A 20540-nucleotide genomic window follows, 5' to 3' on the forward strand; every position below is an offset into this window, starting at 1 on the left:
TCGGTCGCCGCTCTTTTTACGTCGCACTCAAGTCCAAGTGTCCATGTCACAAGCCCGCACCCGCTATTCATCCGTCGCCATCGCCCTGCACTGGGCCATCGCGCTTCTGATCCTGTCGATGATCCCTATGGGTTTGTGGATGACATCGGCGATCGACAACACCGACAGTCAGGCCTTGGCCTATCGGGTATTTCAGATTCACAAGTCGATCGGCTTTCTGATCCTGGCGCTGACAGTGGTGCGGATCGTCTGGCGGCTGACGCATCGGCCGCCCGCCTTGCCCAGGACGATGAAGCGGTGGGAGGCCTTTGCGGCGGGCGCGACCCATGTGGCCTTCTACGCCCTGTTGCTGGCTCTGCCTCTGACAGGCTGGCTTTATGTGTCCGCAGGCTGGGCGGTGTCGCAGGATCGCGCGTTGGAGGTGGCGACCAGTTGGTTCGGCCTGTTCCCCATTCCGCACCTGCCAGGTGTGGCCGAACTGTCGATCCAGATGCGGCGGGCGCTGGCCTTTCAGGCTATGGGCGCCCATTCGCTGATGGCCTGGGGCGCGGTTGTGCTGATCGTGCTGCACGTCGGCGCCGCCCTGAAGCATCAGTTCGTCGATAGGGACGGCGTGCTGGGTCATATGGTTCCCGGTCTGAAGTCCGGTCATGCCGATGAATCTGTCGCTCCTCCACCGGCGCCAGTCTGGGCCGAGCGCGCGGCAGGCGTCGCCCTGGTTCTGGCCGTCGCCGTCGCTGGGGCCATCGCAGCCCGGCCCTATGCCTTGACGGAAAGCCAACTGGCCGAGATCGCGCCGGCGCCTGTCGTCGTCTCAACTCAGCCGAAGCCCGAGGCCCCCGTCACGCCAGGCACGGCGGCCGCATGGACCATCGACGCGGCCGTCTCCAGCATCCGCTTCACCGGAACGCACGCCGGGAAACGATTCGAAGGTCGATTCGACAAATGGGATGGCCAGGTGTGGTTCGACCCGGCCGATCTGGCGGGATCGAAGGCCGTTGTGCTTGTCCAAACCGCGTCCGCGCGGACGGGCGATCCAACGCAGGAAGGCTCTTTGCAGGGCGCGGAATGGTTCGATCCAGCGCAATATCCGGTCGCCCGTTTCGAGGCGACGCGCTTCCGATCCCTGGGCGGCGACCGCTATGAGGCGGCGGGCGACCTGCGCATCAAGACCACCACCATCCCCGTGGTTCTGCCGTTCCGGTTCAGCGAATCCGGCGGCGTGGCCAAGGTGGAAGGCGCGCTGGAGCTGGATCGGACGGCGCTCGATCTCGGCATGGCCTCGGACGCTGCGGCGGATTGGGTGTCCAAAATGGTCGGGGTTCGGATCGAGGTCTCTGCGCGTCGCGCGTCGTGAACCGGCGCTTGCCCTGACGGAAACGAGGGCTTACGGCTCCGCGCCTTGATGAACGATTCAGGGAGCGGTCGATGACCCTCGCACTTCTGTTTCCGGGCCAGGGCAGCCAGGCGGTCGGCATGGGCGCGCAACTGGCCGACGCCTTCGCCTCCGCTCGCGATGTCTTCGCCGAGGTGGACGAGGCCCTGGGCCAGAAGCTGTCGGTGCTGATGCGCGAAGGGCCAGAGGATCAGCTGACCCTGACCGAGAACGCCCAACCGGCCCTGATGGCCGTGTCGGTCGCCGCCATCCGCGCCCTGAAGGCCGAGTTCGGTTTCGACGTTTCGACGGCGGCCTATGTCGCCGGTCACTCGCTGGGCGAATACTCGGCGCTGGCGGCGGCGGGGGCGATCTCGCTGTCGGACACGGCGCGGCTCTTGAAGCTGCGCGGTCAGGCCATGCAGCGCGCCGTGCCGGTGGGGCAGGGGGCGATGGCCTCTCTGATCGGCCCAAAGACCGATCTGGCGCTGGCGGAGGCCGCTGCGGCGGCGGGTGCGGAACTGGGCGTCTGCGTGGTCGCCAACGATAATAACGCGGGCAACATCGTCATCTCCGGCGAGAAGGCGGCGGTCGACCGCGCCATCGAAAAGGCCAAGGAACTGGGCGCGCGGGCGATCCCGCTGAACGTCTCGGCGCCCTTCCACTGCCCGCTGATGCAGCCCGCCGCCGACGAGATGGCTCAGGCCCTGGCTTCGGCAACGATCCTGGCGCCCGTCGTGCCTGTGGTCGCCAATGTTCTGGCGCGCCCGGAAAGCGACCCCGAAGTCATCCGTCGCCTGCTGGTCGAGCAAGTCACCGGCCGCGTGCGTTGGCGCGAGAGCATGGAGTGGATGGCGACGTCGGATTCTCAAGGAGGGGGCGGCGTGACGCGCTTCGTCGAGATCGGCTCGGGCAAGGTTCTGACCGGCATGGCCAAGCGGATCGCGCCGGACGCTGAAGGCTTGGCGCTGAACAGCCCGGAATATCTGGAAGCCTTCGCCAAGGGCGTCTGACCATACCCAATGCCGTCATCCTCGGGCTTGACCCGAGGATCGGACCATCCGCACTTCGGCGCTAGTAGCGAGCGCTGACATAGATATCGGCGTCGCACGGCGCCTGATCCTCCGGTCAAGCCCGAGGATGACGGAAGAAGGAGAGGACGAATGTTCAATCTTGCAGGCAAGACCGCGCTGGTGACCGGCGCGACGGGCGGAATCGGAGGGGCGGTGGCGCGGGCGCTGCACGCCCAGGGCGCGACCGTGGTGCTGTCGGGCACGCGTGAGGCGGTTCTGGCCGATCTGGCCAAGGAACTGGGCGAACGCGCTCACTTCGCCACCGCCAACCTGTCGGACCCGGAATCAGTCGACAATCTGGTCGCTGCGGCGGAAACGGCGGCGGGCGCGCCGCTCGACATCCTGGTGGCCAACGCGGGCATCACCAAGGACGGCCTGCTGATGCGGATGAAGGACGAGGATTTCCAGTCGGTCATCCAGATCAATCTGGAAAGCTATTTCCGCCTGACCCGCGCGGCGGTGAAGGGGATGATGAAGCGCCGCTCGGGCCGAATCATCGGCGTGACATCGGTGGTCGGCGTGACCGGCAATCCGGGCCAGACCAACTATTCGGCGTCCAAGGCCGGCATGATCGGCTTTTCCAAGTCGCTGGCCCAGGAGGTCGGCTCGCGAGGGATCACGGTCAACTGCATCGCGCCGGGCTTCATCGCCTCGCCGATGACCGATGTGCTGAACGATCAGCAGCGCGAAGCCATCCTGACCAAGATTCCCGCCGGGCGCCTGGGCACGGGCGACGAGATCGCCGCCGCCGCCGTTTATCTGTCGTCGAACGAAGCCGCCTATGTCACGGGCCAGACCCTGCATGTGAACGGCGGCATGGCGATGATTTAAGGCTCGTCGCCGTCATCACGACGCGCAACAGACTATTTCCAGCCCGAAAGCCTGTGCTAAAGGGCTTGATGCAACGGCGGTTCGGGCTTTCGGGCTTGCGTCGCCTTCGCTGCCGTGAGACGGCGATTTCTGAGCTACCCCCGCCTCTACGGCGATTTCAAACAGGCAGAGAGACACTGATGTCCGACACCCTCGAGCGCGTTCGCAAGATCGTCATCGACCACCTGGACGCCGATCCGGACAAGGTCACGGAAAAGGCCAGCTTCATCGACGACCTGGGCGCCGACTCGCTCGATAACGTCGAGCTGGTGATGGCCTTCGAAGAAGAATTCGACATCGAGATCCCGGATGACGCCGCCGAGCACATCCAAACGGTCGGCGATGCGGTCAAGTTCATCGACGAAAAGTCGGCGGGCTGATCCCAGCCTCCGACGGGAAGCCGAAAGGCTGACGGTTCAAAGGGCCGCCCGGCGCTCCTAGCGGAGACGCCCGGCGGCCTTTACTGTTTCTGACCGCGACGAATCCCCATGTGATTCCGTCGGGGAAAGTTTGGAGCTGAAGGAGCACGCACCATGCGCCGCGTCGTCGTTACGGGCATCGGTCTGCTGACACCCCTGGGCTGGGGCGTCGAGAAGAGCTGGCAAGGCATCGTCGAGGGACGGTCGGGCATCGGCCCTATCACCGCCTTCGATACCGAAGGCTATGGCTGCACCATCGCTGGCGAAGTGCCGAGCGTTGATGGACGCGGCGGCGGTGGCGAAGGCGACTTCGACCCTGACCAGATCATGTCGCCCAAGGACCGGAAGCGCGTCGACGACTTCATCCTTTACGCCATCGCCGCCGCAGACGAGGCGCTGGCCGATGCGAATTGGAAACCGGAGACCGAGGCGGACCGCGAGGCCACGGGCGTCATGGTGGGGTCCGGCATCGGCGGCCTGGGGCCCATCGCGGAGACGGCCATCGTCCTGAAGGAACAGGGCGTGCGACGGGTCAGCCCCTTCTTCATTCCCTCGGCCTTGATCAACCTGGCGTCGGGCCAGATTTCGATCCGCCATGGGCTGAAGGGCCCCAACCATTCGGTCGTGACCGCCTGCGCCACCGGCGCCCACGCCATTGGCGACGCGGCGCGGATGATCGCCTTGGGAGACGCCGAGGTGATGGTGGCCGGTGGGGCGGAAAGCTCCATCGTGCCCATCGGCATCGCCGGTTTCCTGGCCTGCAAGGCGCTGTGCACGGCTTATAACGACACGCCCGAGACGGCTTCGCGGCCCTATGACCGGGGCCACGCCGGCTTCGTCATGGGCGAGGGCGCCGGGGTCATGGTGCTGGAGGAGTACGAGCACGCCAAGGCGCGTGGGGCCAAGATTTACGCCGAAGTCGTGGGCTATGGCATGAGCGGCGACGCCTATCACATCACCGCTCCGTCCGAAGACGGCGACGGCGGCCTGCGCGCCATGAAGATGGCGCTGAAACGAGCCGGAATGCAGCCGTCCGATCTGGATTACGTCAACGCCCACGGCACATCGACCATGGCCGACTGGATCGAGCTGAAGGCGGTCGAGCGGCTGGTGGGCGATCACGCGCCGAACGTGGCGGTATCCTCGACCAAATCGATGACGGGACACCTGCTGGGCGCGGCGGGCGCCATTGAGAGCATCTTCTCTGTCCTGGCCATTCGCGACCAGATCGCGCCGCCCACGATCAATCTGACCGATCCCGAAATGGAAACGCCCATCGACCTGGTGCCCAACCAGGCCAAACCGATGAAGATCGATGTCGCCATGTCTAACAGCTTCGGCTTTGGCGGCACCAACGCCTCGGTCATCTTCAAGAAGGTGGACTGAGGTGTTCGGACGGGGACGGGGCGAGAAGTCGAGCGGACGGTCGGGGTTCGCGGTCTCGCTGCTGACCGCATCGGCGACCTTCGGCCTGTTCCTGCTGGTCGCGTTGATCTCGGTCTGGGCGGTCTATTATGCGCCCGGTCCGTCGGCGCGGCAGGGCGACAAGACGGTCGTGACCTTGGCCAGCGGTTCCGGCGTCTCCGCCATCGCCGCCAAGATGAAGGCCGAGGGCGTCATCCGTTCGACCGACCTGTTCCGTGCGGCGGCGACCCTCACCGGGGCGGATCGTCGGCTGAGGGCCGGGGAATATGAAGTGCCCTCGGGCATGTCCTTGGCCGGGGTGTTGAATCTGCTGGTCGAAGGGCGGGTTGTCCGTCACTTCGTGACCCTGCCAGAGGGGTGGTCCTCGCTTCAGGCGGTGGACATTCTGAACAAGGAGCCGGTGTTGATCGGCACGGTCGCGGACACGCCTGAAGAAGGCAGTCTGTGGCCCGACACCTATGAGGTGGCGCGCGGCGATACGCGCCAGTCGGTGATCGACCGGATGCAGCGCGCGGCGAGCGAGAACCTGCGTTTGCTGTGGAGCCAGCGTTCGCCCGCGACCGTGGCGCGCACGCCGGAAGAGGCGGTCGTCCTGGCCTCCATCGTCGAAAAGGAAACCGCCTTGGCGGCCGAGCGGCCGCGCGTGGCGGCGGTCTTCTCCAACCGATTGCGCGCCGGAATGCGCCTGGAGAGCGACCCGACCATCGTTTACGGCATCACCAAGGGGCGGCCGCTGGGGCGCGGCATCCGGCGTTCCGAACTGCTGGCCGCGACGCCTTGGAACACCTACCAGATCAACGGCCTGCCCCCGACGCCGATCGCCAATCCGGGTGTGGAGGCGGTCAAGGCCGTGCTGAACCCACCGGCGGATCCCGCCCTGTTCTTTGTTGCGGATGGATCGGGCGGCCACGCCTTCGCCCTGACCTATGACGAGCATCAGCGCAACGTGGCCCGCTGGCGCCAGATCGAGCGTCAGAAGGCGGGCTTGCCGCCAGAGGAGCCCGCACCCCTAGTTCCTGGAACCAACCCGGCGCCGATGACGCCAGCGGCCGAACAATCCGCGACGGGGCAGGCGACCATCACCCTGCCGCCCGGCGCCAGTCAGGGGGCGAGATGACCGCGCTATCAGGCATGACGGGATTCGGTCGGGCGGACGGCGCCGGCGACGGCTGGACCTGGTCGGTCGAGGCCCGGTCCGTCAACGGCCGCAACCTGGAGGTCCGGTTTCGCGCACCGCATGGCTTCGACGCTGTCGAGCGAGCGGCCAAGGCGGCGGGACAGGCGCGGTTCGCACGCGGTCAGGTCAGCATTGGCCTGCAGGCCAAACGCACCGACTCCGGTGAAGCGTCGGTCGCCATCAACGCCGCCGTGCTGGCGCGTTATCTGACCTTGGCCAATGAACTGGCCGAGGATGGCGCGACGCCGCCGTCGGCGGACGGGTTGTTGGCGTTGAGGGGCGTGATCGAGACGCCCGAAGAGGTTGACGATCCCGAGGCGCGGGCGGTGCTGGAAGCCGCCATGGCCCAGACCGTCGAGAAGGCGCTTGACGCCTTGAAGGTGTCGCGTCAGCAGGAGGGTGCGCTTCTGGCTCCCGTGCTGGAGGATTTCATCACCAGGATCGAAACCCTCACGGCCGAGGCCGAAGGCGAAGCGGCGGCGCAGGTCGAAACGATCCGCGAACGGTTCACACGCCGCATCAGCGAACTGGCCCCCGATGCGCCAGGATTGGAAGACCGGGTCTTCCTGGAAGCGGCCGCTCTGGCCACCAAGGCGGACGTGCGCGAGGAGCTGGATCGGCTGACCGCTCATGTCGCGGCGGCGCGCCAGCTTGTGGCTTCAGCGCCCGCCGGGCGGAAACTCGACTTCCTGATGCAGGAATTCATGCGTGAGGCCAACACGCTGTGCTCGAAATCGGCTACGACCGCGCTCACCGGAATCGGCCTGGAGCTCAAGGCCGTCATCGAACAGTTGCGTGAGCAGGTCCAGAATGTCGAATGAACGCACGCCCCGCCGGGGCGTCCTCCTGATCGTCGCCAGCCCTTCGGGCGCGGGCAAGACGTCGCTTTGCCGCCGACTGATGGCGGATCACGGGGGGCTGGAGTTGTCCGTGTCCATGACCACGCGCGGCATACGGCCGGGCGAGGTGGACGGGCGCGACTACCACTTTGTCGGGCATGACCAGTTTCAGCGCCTGATCGACGAAGACGCCTTTCTGGAATGGGCCGATGTCCACGGAAATCGCTATGGCAGCCCGCGCGGGCCGGTCGACCGCGCTCTGGCCGAGGGTCGGGACGTCCTGTTCGATATCGACTGGCAGGGCGCCCGCGACGTGGCCGAGAAATGCCCCGAGGACGCCGTGCGCGTGTTCATACTGCCGCCCAGCCTGGAAGAGCTGCGCCGCCGTCTGGTGACCCGCTCCCAAGACGCCGAGGACGTGATCGAGCGCCGCGTCGCCAACGCCAAGGGCGAGATCGAACACTGCGACGCCTTCGACTATGTTCTGGTCAACGAGGACTTCGACCGATCCTACGCCGAACTGGCCCACATCTATCACGCCGAGCGTTCGCGCCGTTTCCGTAACCTGTGGGTCGGCGACTACAAGGCCGCCCTGCTGCGCGAGGCGGTCTGAGGAAAACGCCGCAGACCGGAGTCTGCGGCGTTGGCACTCAACGCTACGCTACTGACCGTGGTGTGCCACGCTGAAAGGCAGCGGAGAGTAAACGCGGTCATAGGGAAGAACCCTTAAGCCGCGACGATGATTTACGTCCTGTTCGCCCTCTGCCGTCTAAGGTCGGGACAGCGGGGGGCTCATGACATCTCTGGATTCCATAGGACCGATCCTGGCGGGCAGCGCCAAGGAGCGGGCCAAACAAGCGCCGGTGCGCCTATTGCTCGCCGTTGTGATGGCCTGGGCCATGTACGGCGGCGGCATGGCGTCATGGATTCCCGTCTGGTTGGCCGCGGCGTTGATCGTGCAGGGATTCGAGTTCTGCGCCATGGCTCCGTTCCGGCGGGATCCACCGTCGAACAACCGTCTGTCGGTCGGCTTGGCCTTGATGTCCACGACCCTGATGGCCACTCTTTTCGGGGGGATGGCTTTGATCATCTGGACGACCAACCACCCCGCGCTGGTGACCCTGGCGGCCCTGACCCTGGCCGGGGGATTGTTGACCAATGTCGCATCAGGCATCGGCTCGCGCCTTCTCTTCTTCATCGGCGGCGGTCCGTATCTGCTGTTCTTGGCCCTGATGCCGGTGATCAAGCTGGTCCAGGGCGATACGCGGGGCGTGGCCGTCATGACCCTATCGGCCGCCCTGTTCGCCGGCATGATGCTGAACATCTATTGGCGCGTGTATCATACACGGCAGGCCGAGGTTCAGTCGCGCGCAGAGGCTGAAACACGCCTGGAGCAGGCGCAGACCGCCATGGCCGACCGCGCCGCCATGGCCGCCATCGTCAGCCACGAACTGCGCACGCCGGTCAGCGCCATACTGGCGGGCGCCCATGTCATCCGAGATGGCAAGTTGCCAGAGAAGCGGGAAGAGACGGCCGAACTGATCATCGACGCCGGGCGTCTGATGACCGGCATGCTGAACGATCTGCTTGACCACTCCAAGATGGAGGCTGGGGCGATGATGATCGAGAGCCGGGATTTCGAGCTTGGAGAATTGGTGCGTGACACCGCCCGGTTCTGGAGCGCGCCGGCAAGCGAAAAGGGCTTGGTTCTGGAGTTGGCGCTGGATCACGGCGAAGCCGTCTGGCTGCGTGGCGATCCCTATCGCCTGCGTCAGATCGTCAACAATCTGATCTCCAACGCCATCAAGTTCACGCCTGCAGGGGCGATCCGACTGGAGGCTGCCGCGCCGCACGGCAGCGATCATCATTGCCTGACGCTGACCGTCGTCGATCAGGGGGCGGGCATCACGCCTGAAGCCATGAACCGGCTCTTCTCGCCCTTCGAGCAAGGGTCCGCCGAGGTGGCGCGCACCTATGGCGGGACAGGGCTGGGCCTGACCGTCAGCCGTGAGCTGGCGCGGCTGATGGGCGGCGACCTGACGGTGCGGAGCGCGCCGGGCGAGGGGGCGGCCTTCACACTGTGCGTCGATCTGCCAGCGGGCCAGCCCACGGAGGCGAACGACGGCTTTGAGGACGCGGCCCCGGCTCTGGCGCGTCGCATCCGCGTGCTGGCCGTCGATGATCACGAGATCAACCGCCGAACCATCGCCTTGGTGTTGCAGCCGCTGGAGGTCGATCTGGCGACCGCCTCGGACGGTAATCTGGCGTTGTCGCTGCTAGCGGAACGTGCGTTCGACGTGGTGCTGATGGACGTCAACATGCCGGGCATCGACGGTAATGAGACGACGCGGCGCCTAAGGGCCTCCAACGGTCCGAACGCGGGCGTGCCTGTGATCGGCTTCAGCGCCGGCACCGAGGCGGAACAGGTCGAGGCCTGCTATGCCGCCGGCATGACCGACTGGCTGCCCAAGCCCTTGGAGCCCAAGCGCCTGTACGACGCGCTTCACCGCGCGACGTCGGCAGACTTAAGCTCTGCCCCGCGCAGCGAACCAAGGACGCAGGCGGCTTAACGCGTCCTCGATCTCGGGCGTCGAGACCGCGAAGCTGAAACGAATGAAGCGGCGACCATCGACGGGATCGAAATCTACCCCGGGCGCCGTCGCGACGCCGGTATCGCGCAGAATCTGCTCGCAAAAGGCCACGCTGTCGTCCGTCAGATGGCCGATGTCCGCCCAGATGTAGAAGGCGCCGTCCGGCGGGGCGATCCTTTGCAAGCCGAGGGAAGGCAGGGCCTGAAGCATCAGATCGCGATTGCGGGCGTAGGTCTGGATGTGGCCTTCCAGCTCCTCGACGGCATCCATGGCGACCAGCCCGGCGTGCTGGCTCAGCGACGGCGGGGTCAGGAACATATTGCCGATATAGGCCCGAGCAGCGTCCACCTGCGCCTGTGGGACCAGCAGCCAGCCCAGGCGCCAGCCGGCCATGCTCCAGTATTTGGAGAAGCTGTTGATCACCACGGTGTCCGGCGCGAACTGCAGCATGGAGGAGGTCGGGCCGACGTAGCTGAGGCCGTGATAGATTTCATCGGAGACAACGGCGATCCCGCGCTGGCGGCACACGTCGGCGATGGCGGCCAGTTCGGCGTCGGGGATGATGGTGCCGGTCGGATTGGCCGGGCTGGCGATGATGACGCCGGCGGGGGCCGGATCGAGCGCTTCGAGCTGGGCGGCGGTGAGCTGGAACCGGGTCTCGGGGCCGCAGGCGATCTCGACCGGCTCGAGATGCAGGGCGCGCAGCGTGTTTCGATAGGCGACATAGCCGGGGCGGGCCAGGGCGATGCGGTCGCCGGGCTTGAACAGTGTGCTGAGCGCCAGAACCAGGGCCGGCGAAGCGCCGCAGGTCAGCAGAATGCGGTCGGAGTTGACCGTGACACCGTAGCGGTCGTCATACAGGCGCGCGATGCGGGCGCGCAGGTCCGGGCTTTCCCAATAGCCCATGGCGTCCTGATCCAGCACCTGATGAGCGCGGGCGATGGCGGCGGCGGGCGCACCCGTCGACGGCTGGCCGAACTCCATGTGAATGATCGAGCGGCCTTCGGATTTCAACTGATGCGCCAGACGGCTGACGGAGATCGCGCGGAAGGGTTCGACGGTCATGTCAAAGACTCAGGATAGCGCGTCAGCCAGGCGAAGGAAGCCCGCCACGTCGATGGTTTCGGCCCGGGCGTCCGGCTCAATCCCGGCCGCTTCGCACAGGGCGCCGCCGCCCAGTTGCTTCAGGCTGGAACGCAGCATCTTGCGGCGCTGGCCGAAGGCGGCGGCTGTGACGCGCTCCAGCTTCTTCAGGCGTTCTGGAGAGGGGCGTTCGTCCAGCGGGACCAGATGCACCACGGCCGAGGCCACCTTGGGCGGCGGGGTGAAGGCGGCGGCTGGCAGGTGCATGACGACGCGCGCGGTGCAGACGGCCTGAGAAATGACGGCCAGACGGCCGTAGGCGTCTTCGCCCGGCGCTGCGGCGACACGCTCGGCGACCTCTCTCTGGAACATCAGGGTCAGGCTGTGCGGCAGCCAGGGGCCTGTCAGCCATTTGATCAGCAGGGCCGTGCCGACGTTGTAGGGCAGGTTGGAGACCAGGTGCGCGGGGCCGGGGACCAGATCGGCCTCCTTCACCTTCAACGCGTCCGCCTCGACAATGGTCAGGCGGCCGGAGCCGTCGTCCAGTTCAGACAACAGGGGAATGAAGCGGGGATCCTTCTCGACCAACAGCACCGGACCGGCGTCGGATTCCAGCAGGGCGCGGGTCAGGCCGCCGGGGCCGGGGCCGACCTCGATCACGGCGCGGCCTTCGAACGGACCGGCCAGCCGCACGATCTTGCGGGTGACGTTCAGGTCCAGCAGGAAATGCTGGCCGAAGCTCTTCTTGGCCGAGAGGCCGTGGGCGTCGAGGGTTTCGCGGAGGGATGGTTGGTCGGTCACGACGGTCTGTTAGCGCGCGGCGCGCGCCACCGCCATCTCCGAAGCCAGACGGATGGCGGCGATCAGGCTGTCGGGGCGGGCCAGGCCTTTGCCTGCAATGTCGAACCCGGTGCCGTGGTCGGGCGAGGTGCGGATGATGGGCAGGCCCAGGGAGACGTTGACCCCGCCCCAGAAGTCCAGGGTCTTGACCGGGATCAGGGCCTGATCGTGATACATGCAGATGGCCGCGTCATAGGTGGCGCGCGCCGCGTCGTGGAACAGGGTGTCGGCGGACTTGGGATCGGTGATGTCGATACCCTCGGCACGCAGTTGTCGAGCGACCGGGATCAGGATGTCCATCTCCTGAAGGCCCAGTGCGCCGCCTTCGCCCGCGTGGGGGTTCAGGGCGGCCATGGCCAGCTGGGGACGGGCGATGGCGAAGTCCCGCTTCAGGCTTTCATGGACGACTCGGGCGGTGCGGGCCACGCGCTCGGCGGTCACCAGTTCCGGCACCTGGTCCAAGGCGACATGGATGGTCACCAGACAGGCCCGCAGGTCCCGCGCCGTCAGCATCATCACCGGGCCGCGCGTTCCGGGATAGGGCGCATCGGCGGTCAGTTCGGCGATGAACTCCGTATGGCCCGGAAAGCGAAAGCCCGCTGCGTACATCGGCGCCTTGGCGATGGGGGCGGTGACGACGCCCGACGCCTCGCCGGACAGGGCGAATCCGACCGCCTCCTCGATGCCGTCCGCGACAGCCAGGGCGTTGGCGGGATCCGGGCGACCGACCTCGACCGGGGTGGGCAGGGGACGGTGAATGACGGGTAGGGCGCGGGCGAAGCGGTCGGCGGCGTCGCCGGGCGCGCCGACCTCGACCACCGGCACGTTTTGGGCGCGCATCAGGTCGGCGTCGCCGATGACCGCAAAGGCCAGCGGTTCGTGTCTTAGGGCGGTCCAGGCGGCGGCGACGATCTCCGGCCCGACGCCGGCGGGCTCGCCCAGCGTCAGGACCAGAGGCGCGACCGATCCGGTCACTTGAACTCGATCAGGGCGTCGCTGCGCAAGTCGCGCAGATAGCGTCGCTCCAGAACCTGAAGGTTCTGCGCCCGCAGGCGGTTTTCGACCTGCTGGCGGTTGGGGGCCTCGGGGCCACCGACGCGACGGCCGCAGACGGCGACCAGGTGCAGACCCAGCGGCGTGCGGATGGGGGTGGAGACGGCGCCAAGCTCGCCGGTGCGGGCGAACTGTTGGAATTGGGGCGCCAGATTGGCCACGTCGGATTCGCCCAGGTCAGCGCCGATCACGCCTTCGGTTGCGCGAGCTTGCGACAGAATGTTGTCGCAGGTCAGGCCCGCGCGCATGGCCTGGAGCTTCTGCGTGGCGGCGGCGACGTCGGCTTCGGACGCAGTCTCGGGCAGTTCGACCATGACCTGACGCAGCGAGACCAGACTGGTCGAGGCGCCGTCGCGCTTGTCGCGAAGATAAAGGATATAGACCCCGCCATCGACGACGATGGGGTTGGACAACTGGCCGGGCTGGAGTTGATCGACCACGGTCTGGACGGCCGGCTGCAGCGAATCACGCACGACCCAGCCCGCGTCGCCCGGCACCCGCGCGTTGGCGGACGGCGCCGAGGAGAATTGCTGGGCCACGGCCTGGAAGGGCGCGCCCTGAATGATCTGCTGCACCAGTTGGCGCGCGCCGTTCAGCGCGGCCTGCGGCCCGCCCACGCGGGCGGCGTCGATATAGATTTCGCCCAGCAGGAATTGAGGCTTGGAGGCGGCTTCGTTCAGGCGACGCAGTTCCTGATCGACCTGCAGGCTGCTGGCGCGGGCGCGGCTGTTGAAACGGCCGGGCACCAATTGGCTCCAGCCAATCTGGGTGCGCAGGTTCTCGCGGAAGGCGGCGGGCTGGATGCCGCCCTGCTGCAGGAACTGCAGATAGTTGGCCGGGGTCGTGCCCGCGGCGCGGGCCATTTCAGCGATTTCCTGATCCACCTCTTCGTCGGTGACCTTCAGGCTCTCGAACTTGGCCATCTCCTGAATCTTCAGGCGATCCTCGATCAGGGCGTTCAGCGCCGCCTGCTGGATGGCGGGCAGATTCTGCTCGGTCGGTTGCACCTGAGACGAGGCGATCAGCATCAGCATCCGCTGACGCAGGTCATAGCCGGTGATGATCTTGTCGTTGACGGTGGCGACGATGCCGTCGGCCATTTCGAACTGAGGCTCGGCGCGCGCCGTCGTGGGCGCTTCCTCGGCCGCCGGATTGGGCGCGCCGGCGGCGACGCCTTGGCCGGACGTCTGAGCCGGAGCTTGGGCGGCCCCCTGCGGGCGGGCCTGGGCCGCCTGGCCATGGGCCGAACCGGCGAGCAGGACCGCCGCGAGCGCAGCCCCCGTCGAATAACGCATCAAACCCATTGCTCGTCCTGATTCCTCACAGCGGTCCGCCAGCCAGACGGGCAGGCGGTCGCGCCCCGTAAAGCGTCATGCTCAACGCATGTCGCCCTGTCCATAACCTGAACCTCCGAAAGTGGCGAGGTTTAGGCGCACATAGATGCCTTCTGACGGTCCGCCGGGCCGCGCGCGGGTATTGTCGCGGCGATAGCCCAGTTCGAACCGGAAGCAGTCGTCGTCGAACAGCATGCCCACTTCGGACCGGGTGATCTCGTTCTCGTCCAGATCGGCGATGCCGGCGACGGCGAAGCCCCAGTTGCGATAGAGGAACTGCTGGCCCGCCAGCTGAACGAACTCGTAGTTTCGGTTCAACGGGCCATCGACTGGGTTGGACTGGTCCAGAATATAGCTGACGATAGCCTGATTGCGCCGCCCCCAGCGACCGTCCAACGCCGCTTCGGCCCGCCGAACCTCGCCCGAACCGTCTACGGTGGCGTGGAACCAGCTGCGGATCCGATCCGATGGTGAGAAGTCGCCCTGAACCACCCAGTCGGAGGTTTCGGACGCCAGGCCGGTGGGATCATAAAGGCGCGCCGGCGCGTCGGGGATGGAGGTCTTGAAGTCGTCCTGCTGATGGAAGCGATAGCTGCGCCCGATGAACAGGCTGGCCTTGCGTCCCTCGGACCAGCGAATCGTGGCGCGCCCACCGGCGGTCAGACGCGCGCCGCCTTCCAGCAGGTCGTAGCCGGAAAAGCGGTCCATGCGGAACAGTGAGGATTCGTCCAGTTCGAGAACCTGTGCGTCTTCGATCGGGATTCGCGGGTCTAGATTGACCTTGTTGGATACCGAGAACTGGCCGACCGGCTCCAGGATGATGTCGGCGTCTCCGGCGCGCTTGATCAGCGGATAGGTCACGTCCACTCCGGCGCTGAGGCGCGAGCGGCTGATCGTGGCGTCGCTGTCGATCCCCATCATAGGCGGCAGGTCGGACATGGAATACAGGTCGACGCGAGTGTCCACGAACGGCTCGACCCGCACGCCGATCGGCAGGATGACGGTGCGCCGCCATTCCAGCTGGCCGGTGACGCGGCGGCTGTCCACGCCGGTGAGGCCCTCCGTGACCGGCGGCACGATCTCGGGGTTCAGGATCGGCGCGCCGACGAAACGGTCGCGATAGAGCGACACCGCCGAACCCTTCAGCCGCAGCCTTCCGCCCATGACCAGTTCATGCGGTTCCCACCGCGCGTCGATCAGGGGCGCGACCAGGGGCAGGGTGTGATCGTCCTCGAACACCTTGAAGCCGTTGGCGTCGCGGAAGTCGGTGGCCGCGAAGGCTGGGTCCAGGCGCAGGCTCTGGATCGAGAAGGCGGCGACCGACACATAGGAACGGTCGGTCTGATGCTCGGCGTAGATCTGGCTGATCAGGCGGCGCCGATCCCCGTAATAGAGACCGTTGTCCTGATAGGGGGAGCGCACGTCATAGCGGTCGAACAGCGTCTTGTCCGAGGTCCGCTCGGCCGTGAAGCCGAATCGCCAGGGCCCGTCGGGATCAAACTCGCCATGCGACAGCAGATAGCTGCGGTTCTCGCGGTCGCCGAAGCGGACGTTGCTCTCCAGCCGACCGTCGCCATCGATGTCGAAGTCGCCGAAGTTCCGCTCGTTGGTATAGCCGCCGCGCGCCACGATCATGCCGTTGGCGAACCGACGCCGCCATTGCAGGTTTAGGAGCGGCGCGACCTTGGTGTTGATCTGGGGACTGATCAACCAGTCCTCGGACGGCGAGACGACGTGGAGGTAAGGGATTTCCACCGACACGCCCCGACCCTCGTCAAAGTTCACGATGGGCACCAGCACGCCGGACGCCCGCTCGACCGAGGGGTCGGGGTGGGCGAAGAAGGGCGTGTAGAAGACCGGCAAGGGGCCGATGTAAAAGACGGCGTTTCGGTACAGGATGGCGCGAAGCTGCTCGTCCTGAACCACGCGCTCGGCCTGGATCGAGATGGTGGGACGACGCGGCCCATTGTCGTCGCAGATGGGGCAGGGGGTGAACCGTGCGTAGTTCAGCTCGTTGACATTCTCGCTCCGGCGCACCGCGGTCGCGGCCATCAGGCTGGCGCCGTTCGGCAGCCGGGTGGCGAAATCCACGGCGACGCCCGTGGTCAGGTTCTGGTCCAGCTCCAGATGACTGGCGTAGACGACCGTGCCGTTAGGGGCGATGGCCTCGACATCGCCCTGGCCCGTCGCTGAGCCTGCGTTCAGATCGTAGGACAGGCTTTCGCCGCGCAGCACATGGCCGCGCGTGCGGACGTAGGCCCGGTTCTCGGGCGTGCCGTTGACCACGATGGCGTCGCCGACACGCTGGGCGTTGTCGGCGTCCACATAGACGGCGTTCGGCCCCAGACCATCGGACGGCGCGGAGATCTGCACCGCAGGCGGAGTGGCGCGCGCATCGGCCTGGGCGAAGACCGGCGTGGCCAGGGGCGCGCAGGCGACCAAGGCGGCGCCGGCGAGAAGCCTTGCTCTGAAAGCGTTGCGGCGCCGATCGTGGCGATCACCCTGCATAGGCCATCCGTATTCTGAGAAGCGAGCGCCCGATTAGCCGTCTTCGGTATAGAACAGCAAGGTAAAGGCTGCGAGCGCCGTCAGAACGGGCGGCAGCCACGCGGCGACGAACGGCGCCACGACCTCGGCCGATCCCATGGCCGACGAAAACTGGTTCAGGAAGAAGAAGGCGAAGCCCAGCACCACGGCTGCCCCGCTCATACGCGCCAGATCGCCTAGCCGCATCAAGCGCAACGAGAAGGCCGCCGCCAAAATCGACATGGCGGCGAACACCAGCGGCGTAGCCAGAAGCTGCTGGAATCGCAATCGATAGGCGGTGGAGGTGAAACCGGCGTTTTCGATCCGGCTGATCTGGTTCGGCAGGGACCAGAAGGGGGTCGACTGCGGTCGGGCGAACCGTTCGAACGCCTCCTCGTCGGCCAAGCTGGAGACCAGGGTCAGGCTGGAATAGCTGACGGCGCGCTGGCCGATCTGGGCTCCGACCGCATCGGTCAGCCGCCAGCTTCCGGCGTTCAGCGAGGCGGACTTGGCGTCGATCCGTTCCGAGAATGTCCGACCGCCGCCGGGAGCGGTGGTGTAGATAAAGAAGCTGACGTCCAGCAGGCGGGCGTTGGCGCGATCCTGGCGGCCGGCGCGAATGATCATTTGGCGCTGGTCGTCGCCTTCGCGCAGCCAGATCGCCGCGTTCGGATCGCCGCCGGGCGCCGTTCCCGAGATGCGGGCGCGTTCGCGCTGCCAAAGGCCGTCCCCGGCCGAGGCCAGCGGTCCCAGGACTGTCACCGTCGCCACGCCCAGGACGAAGGCCATGCCGGCCGCCGGCAGCACGAACCGCCACGCAGAAACGCCTGCTGCACGCATGGCGATCAACTCGCTTCGCCGGTTCAGGCCAATGAAGGCCGACAGTGTGCCGAACAGGAAGACGAACGGCATGAGTTGCAGGATCACCGAGGGCGATTTCAGCAGCACCAGGCCGAAGATGCGTACAGCCGACAGGTCCTGATCCGACCCCAGCCCACGCGACACTTCGACAAAGTCGATCAGCATGACCAAGGCGGCGATCACCGCCAGCGCTACGGCCAGCGACTTCGATTGTTGCACCAGCACATAGCGTTCGATGACGCCCAGGCGGGGGATGTGCGGCGAACGGCGGACCGTCGCGGTCAAACGCGGGGTGACGGCGGTCATGCGAACCTCGCCTTCAGATCGCGCAGGACGAGGGCGCTACGGCTGCGACGCGGCTTCAGGGCGCGGAACAGGACCCGCAGGGATATGGCGACCGCGACGATGGGCACGACATATTGCAGCACGTTCAAACTGGCGTTCCAGGCGCTGCCGGCGACCAGTCCGTAGCCGATGACCCGCAGCAGCAGGAACAGCGCGGCCGCCTTGGCGATCCGCAGCGTATAGCCGGTGCGGCTGAACGATCCGCCCAGAACGGCCGACAGCGCAAGCGCCATTGCGACCAGGGCGTAGAGGGGCGAGGAAAGACGCGAATGGGCCTCGGCCAACAGCTCGCCACGTGTGCCTGCGACCTCCACGATCTTGGCCGTAGGGTTCAGCAACTGCCGCAGATAGAGGTCGGTGGGCTTGAAGCGCAGGGTGTCGGTCACGCCGACGAACGGGGCAAGCGAGAAGTCGTAGCGGCCGAACGACAGCGTCTCCAGAACCCCGCCCGACGAATAGCGCTGGGCCGAGCCGTCGATCATGGTCAGGACCGGCGTGCCGGCGGCGTCACGGCTGAACCGCGCCTCTGCGGCGTTCCAGGTCGTAACCTTGTCCTTGTCATCCAGATAGACGAACAGATTCTTCAGCAGGCCGTTCTGTTCGATCTGCTGCACATAGACGGTAAGGCCGTCAGGCCCCTGAACGAACTGTCCCTCTTCGACCAGAAGGGCGGCCAGGTCGGTTCGGATGTCGAACGCCTGTCGTCGCGCCTCCTGCTGGGCCCAGGGCAGCAGGAAGACATTGACCAGCAGGGTGACAAGCGCGACCAGAACAGCGATGCGCGCGGCGGGAGAGATCACCTGCCACCGGGTCATGCCGCCGGCGAAGCTGGCCGTCAGCTCCTGCTCCCGCTGCAGCCGCGTCAAGGCGATCAGGGCGCCGACGAACAGGCCGATGGGCAGAATCACCGCCAGCAGCTGCGGCAGGGCCAGCAGCGTCAGCTTGACCATGATCCACACGCTCTGGCCCCGCTCGACGATGACCTGGAGTTGGTCCAGGCTCTGGCTCAGAAATCCGATTCCCGCCAGCGCCGCGCAGGCGGCGACCACCGGGAAGAGGATCTGGCGGAAAAGGTATCTTTGAATCAGGGTCATGGGCGGATGGACTTCGCCCGGTTGCAGGCGGCGACATTGAGGCGCATCTAGTAGCACATCACGGCGCGTCGGCGACAAGCGGACGCGCCATTGTCTTTTAGTCTTTGCAGACGCCGGGTGGGGCCTGGCTGGAGTTGGTTGAATGAAGATCGAATTCGTCGCCGCCGTGGACGCCGCCGAAATTGTCGCGGTTCCCGTGTTCGAAGACCGCGCCCTGACGGCGGCCGGTTCGGCGCTGGACGGCAAGGCGGGCGGCGCCCTGACCAAGGCGATGACGAAGGGCCGCTTCACCGGCAAGGCGGGCCAAAGCCTGCTGATCGCCGCCCCGTCGGGCGTGGACGCGGATTCGGTCCTGCTGATCGGCGCGGGCGACAAGGCCAAGCTGGACGATCTGGCGGTCGAGGCCTTCGGCGGTTCGGCCTATGCGGCGGTCAAGCTGTCGGGCGCCGAGGTGCTGACCATCGACGCATCGGACCTGACGCCCGAGCAGGCGGCGCGGGCGGGCTTCGCGGCGCGTCTGGCGGCCTACCGCTTCGACAAATACCGCACCACGCAAAAGGCCGACAAGATTCCGTCGATCACGGCGGTTCGCGTCGTCACCGCCGACCTGCGCGCGGCTGAGGCGGCGCTGGAGCCGCTGTCGGCCGTGGCGGACGGTGTGATCTTCGCCCGCGACCTGGTGTCGGAACCCGCAAACGTCCTCTATCCGGCCGAGTTCGCCAAGCGCGTCAAGGCGCTGGAAAGCCTGGGCCTGGAGGTCGAAATCCTGGGCGAGGCCGAGATGGAGAAGCTGGGCATGCGCACCCTGCTGGGCGTCGGCCAGGGCAGCCGTCGCGAAAGCCAGTTGGCCGTGATCCAGTGGAAGGGCGGCGAGGCGGGCGGTCAGCCCATCGCCTTCGTCGGCAAGGGCGTCTGCTTCGACACCGGCGGCATCTCCATCAAGCCGGCCGACGGCATGGAGGAGATGAAGTGGGACATGGGCGGCGCGGCCGCCGTGACTGGAACCATGATCGCCCTGGCCGGCCGCAAGGCCAAGGTCAACGCCGTGGGCGTTCTGGGCTTGGTCGAGAACATGCCGGACGGCAACGCCCAGCGTCCGGGCGACGTGGTGGTGTCCATGTCGGGCCAGACGGTCGAGGTCATCAACACCGACGCGGAAGGCCGCCTCGTCCTGGCCGACGCGCTCTGGTACACGCAGGAGCGTTTCAAGCCCAAGTTCATGATCGACCTGGCCACCCTGACGGGCGCCATGATCGTGGCCCTGGGCCTGGATTACGCCGGCGTCTTCTCCAACTCCGACGACGTGGCCGATCCGATCCTGGCGGCGGCCAAGAAGGTGGGCGAGAACTTCTGGCGGATGCCGATCCCGGCCATCTATGAGCAGCACATCGATTCCAAGATCGCCGACGTGAAGAACACCGGAAACGGACGCGCGGGCGGCTCGATCACCGCCGCTCTGTTCCTGCAACGCTTCACCAACGGCGTGCCATGGGCGCACCTGGATATCGCCCCGACCGCCTGGGCCAACAAGAGCCCCAACCCAACCGTGCCCGAGGGCGGCGTTGGCTTCGCCGTGCGCACCCTGGATCGCATGGTGGCCGACACCTACGAAGCCTGATCGTCGGATCGGTAGGG

The 20540-nt window shown here is 66.6% G+C and carries 17 protein-coding genes; 10 read left to right on the plus strand and 7 right to left on the minus strand.

Annotated elements, in window-relative coordinates; genetic code table 11:
• Positions 1-43: 43 nt before the first annotated feature.
• The 9 genes from KZX42_RS00380 (at position 44) to KZX42_RS00420 (ending at position 9748) form a co-directional block, all read left to right on the plus strand.
• On the plus strand, positions 44-1357 hold the full coding sequence (locus KZX42_RS00380; RefSeq protein ID WP_248116037.1) for a cytochrome b/b6 domain-containing protein: 1314 nt from the start codon (positions 44-46) through the stop codon (positions 1355-1357).
• Between the two features lie 71 nt (positions 1358-1428).
• Positions 1429-2388, plus strand: coding sequence for an ACP S-malonyltransferase (gene fabD / locus KZX42_RS00385; protein WP_248116039.1), 960 nt, complete (start codon positions 1429-1431; stop codon positions 2386-2388).
• A 150-nt stretch (positions 2389-2538) separates the two neighbouring features.
• Positions 2539-3279 carry a 3-oxoacyl-[acyl-carrier-protein] reductase gene (gene fabG / locus KZX42_RS00390; protein ID WP_248116041.1) on the plus strand — a complete coding sequence of 247 codons (741 nt, stop codon included), beginning with the start codon at positions 2539-2541 and terminating at the stop codon, positions 3277-3279.
• 179 nt (positions 3280-3458) lie between these two features.
• On the plus strand, positions 3459-3698 hold the full coding sequence (locus KZX42_RS00395) for an acyl carrier protein (protein ID WP_008264317.1): 240 nt from the start codon (positions 3459-3461) through the stop codon (positions 3696-3698).
• 153 nt (positions 3699-3851) lie between these two features.
• Positions 3852-5123 carry a beta-ketoacyl-ACP synthase II gene (gene fabF, locus KZX42_RS00400; RefSeq protein WP_248116044.1) on the plus strand — a complete coding sequence of 424 codons (1272 nt, stop codon included), beginning with the start codon at positions 3852-3854 and terminating at the stop codon, positions 5121-5123.
• Between the two features lies 1 nt (position 5124).
• Positions 5125-6279, plus strand: a complete 1155-nt coding sequence (gene mltG, locus KZX42_RS00405) for an endolytic transglycosylase MltG (protein WP_248116045.1) — start codon at positions 5125-5127, stop codon at positions 6277-6279.
• A complete protein-coding gene (locus tag KZX42_RS00410; RefSeq protein WP_248116047.1) occupies positions 6276-7160 on the plus strand; it encodes a YicC/YloC family endoribonuclease in 885 nt (294 codons plus the stop codon). Before mltG ends, KZX42_RS00410 begins: the two co-directional genes overlap by 4 nt.
• Positions 7150-7791 (plus strand): guanylate kinase, encoded by a 642-nt coding sequence (gene gmk, locus KZX42_RS00415; protein ID WP_248116050.1) that lies wholly within the window; start codon positions 7150-7152, stop codon positions 7789-7791. The genes KZX42_RS00410 and gmk overlap by 11 nt, the downstream gene beginning before the upstream one ends.
• Before the next feature lie 181 nt (positions 7792-7972).
• Positions 7973-9748: an ATP-binding protein gene (locus tag KZX42_RS00420; protein ID WP_248116052.1), complete on the plus strand. Its 1776-nt coding sequence runs from the start codon at positions 7973-7975 to the stop codon at positions 9746-9748.
• Here KZX42_RS00420 and KZX42_RS00425 read toward each other — a convergent pair.
• The 7 genes from KZX42_RS00425 to KZX42_RS00455 form a co-directional block, all read right to left on the minus strand.
• Positions 9704-10834 (minus strand): aminotransferase class I/II-fold pyridoxal phosphate-dependent enzyme, encoded by a 1131-nt coding sequence (locus KZX42_RS00425; protein ID WP_248116054.1) that lies wholly within the window; start codon positions 10832-10834, stop codon positions 9704-9706. The two genes, KZX42_RS00420 and KZX42_RS00425, sit on opposite strands and share 45 nt — an antisense overlap.
• Positions 10835-10843: 9 nt before the next feature.
• Positions 10844-11653, minus strand: a complete 810-nt coding sequence (gene rsmA, locus KZX42_RS00430) for a 16S rRNA (adenine(1518)-N(6)/adenine(1519)-N(6))-dimethyltransferase RsmA (RefSeq protein ID WP_248116055.1) — start codon at positions 11651-11653, stop codon at positions 10844-10846.
• A 9-nt stretch (positions 11654-11662) separates the two neighbouring features.
• Positions 11663-12667 (minus strand): 4-hydroxythreonine-4-phosphate dehydrogenase PdxA, encoded by a 1005-nt coding sequence (gene pdxA, locus KZX42_RS00435; protein ID WP_248116057.1) that lies wholly within the window; start codon positions 12665-12667, stop codon positions 11663-11665.
• Positions 12664-14049 carry a peptidylprolyl isomerase gene (locus tag KZX42_RS00440; protein WP_248116059.1) on the minus strand — a complete coding sequence of 462 codons (1386 nt, stop codon included), beginning with the start codon at positions 14047-14049 and terminating at the stop codon, positions 12664-12666. Before KZX42_RS00440 ends, pdxA begins: the two co-directional genes overlap by 4 nt.
• Before the next feature lie 72 nt (positions 14050-14121).
• Complete coding sequence (gene lptD, locus KZX42_RS00445) at positions 14122-16587, minus strand: LPS assembly protein LptD (protein ID WP_248116061.1); 2466 nt, start codon at positions 16585-16587, stop codon at positions 14122-14124.
• Between the two features lie 33 nt (positions 16588-16620).
• Positions 16621-17772, minus strand: coding sequence for an LPS export ABC transporter permease LptG (gene lptG, locus KZX42_RS00450; protein WP_248116063.1), 1152 nt, complete (start codon positions 17770-17772; stop codon positions 16621-16623).
• Positions 17769-18905, minus strand: coding sequence for an LptF/LptG family permease (locus KZX42_RS00455; RefSeq protein ID WP_248116065.1), 1137 nt, complete (start codon positions 18903-18905; stop codon positions 17769-17771). The genes lptG and KZX42_RS00455 overlap by 4 nt, the downstream gene beginning before the upstream one ends.
• Positions 18906-19047: 142 nt before the next feature.
• Between KZX42_RS00455 and KZX42_RS00460 the strand changes: the two genes are divergently transcribed.
• On the plus strand, positions 19048-20523 hold the full coding sequence (locus KZX42_RS00460; RefSeq protein ID WP_248116067.1) for a leucyl aminopeptidase: 1476 nt from the start codon (positions 19048-19050) through the stop codon (positions 20521-20523).
• The last annotated feature ends 17 nt before the right edge of the window (positions 20524-20540 follow it).

It is taken from the genome of Brevundimonas sp. EYE_349, assembly GCF_023147505.1.
In the GTDB taxonomy this organism is placed as follows: Bacteria; Pseudomonadota; Alphaproteobacteria; order Caulobacterales; family Caulobacteraceae; genus Brevundimonas.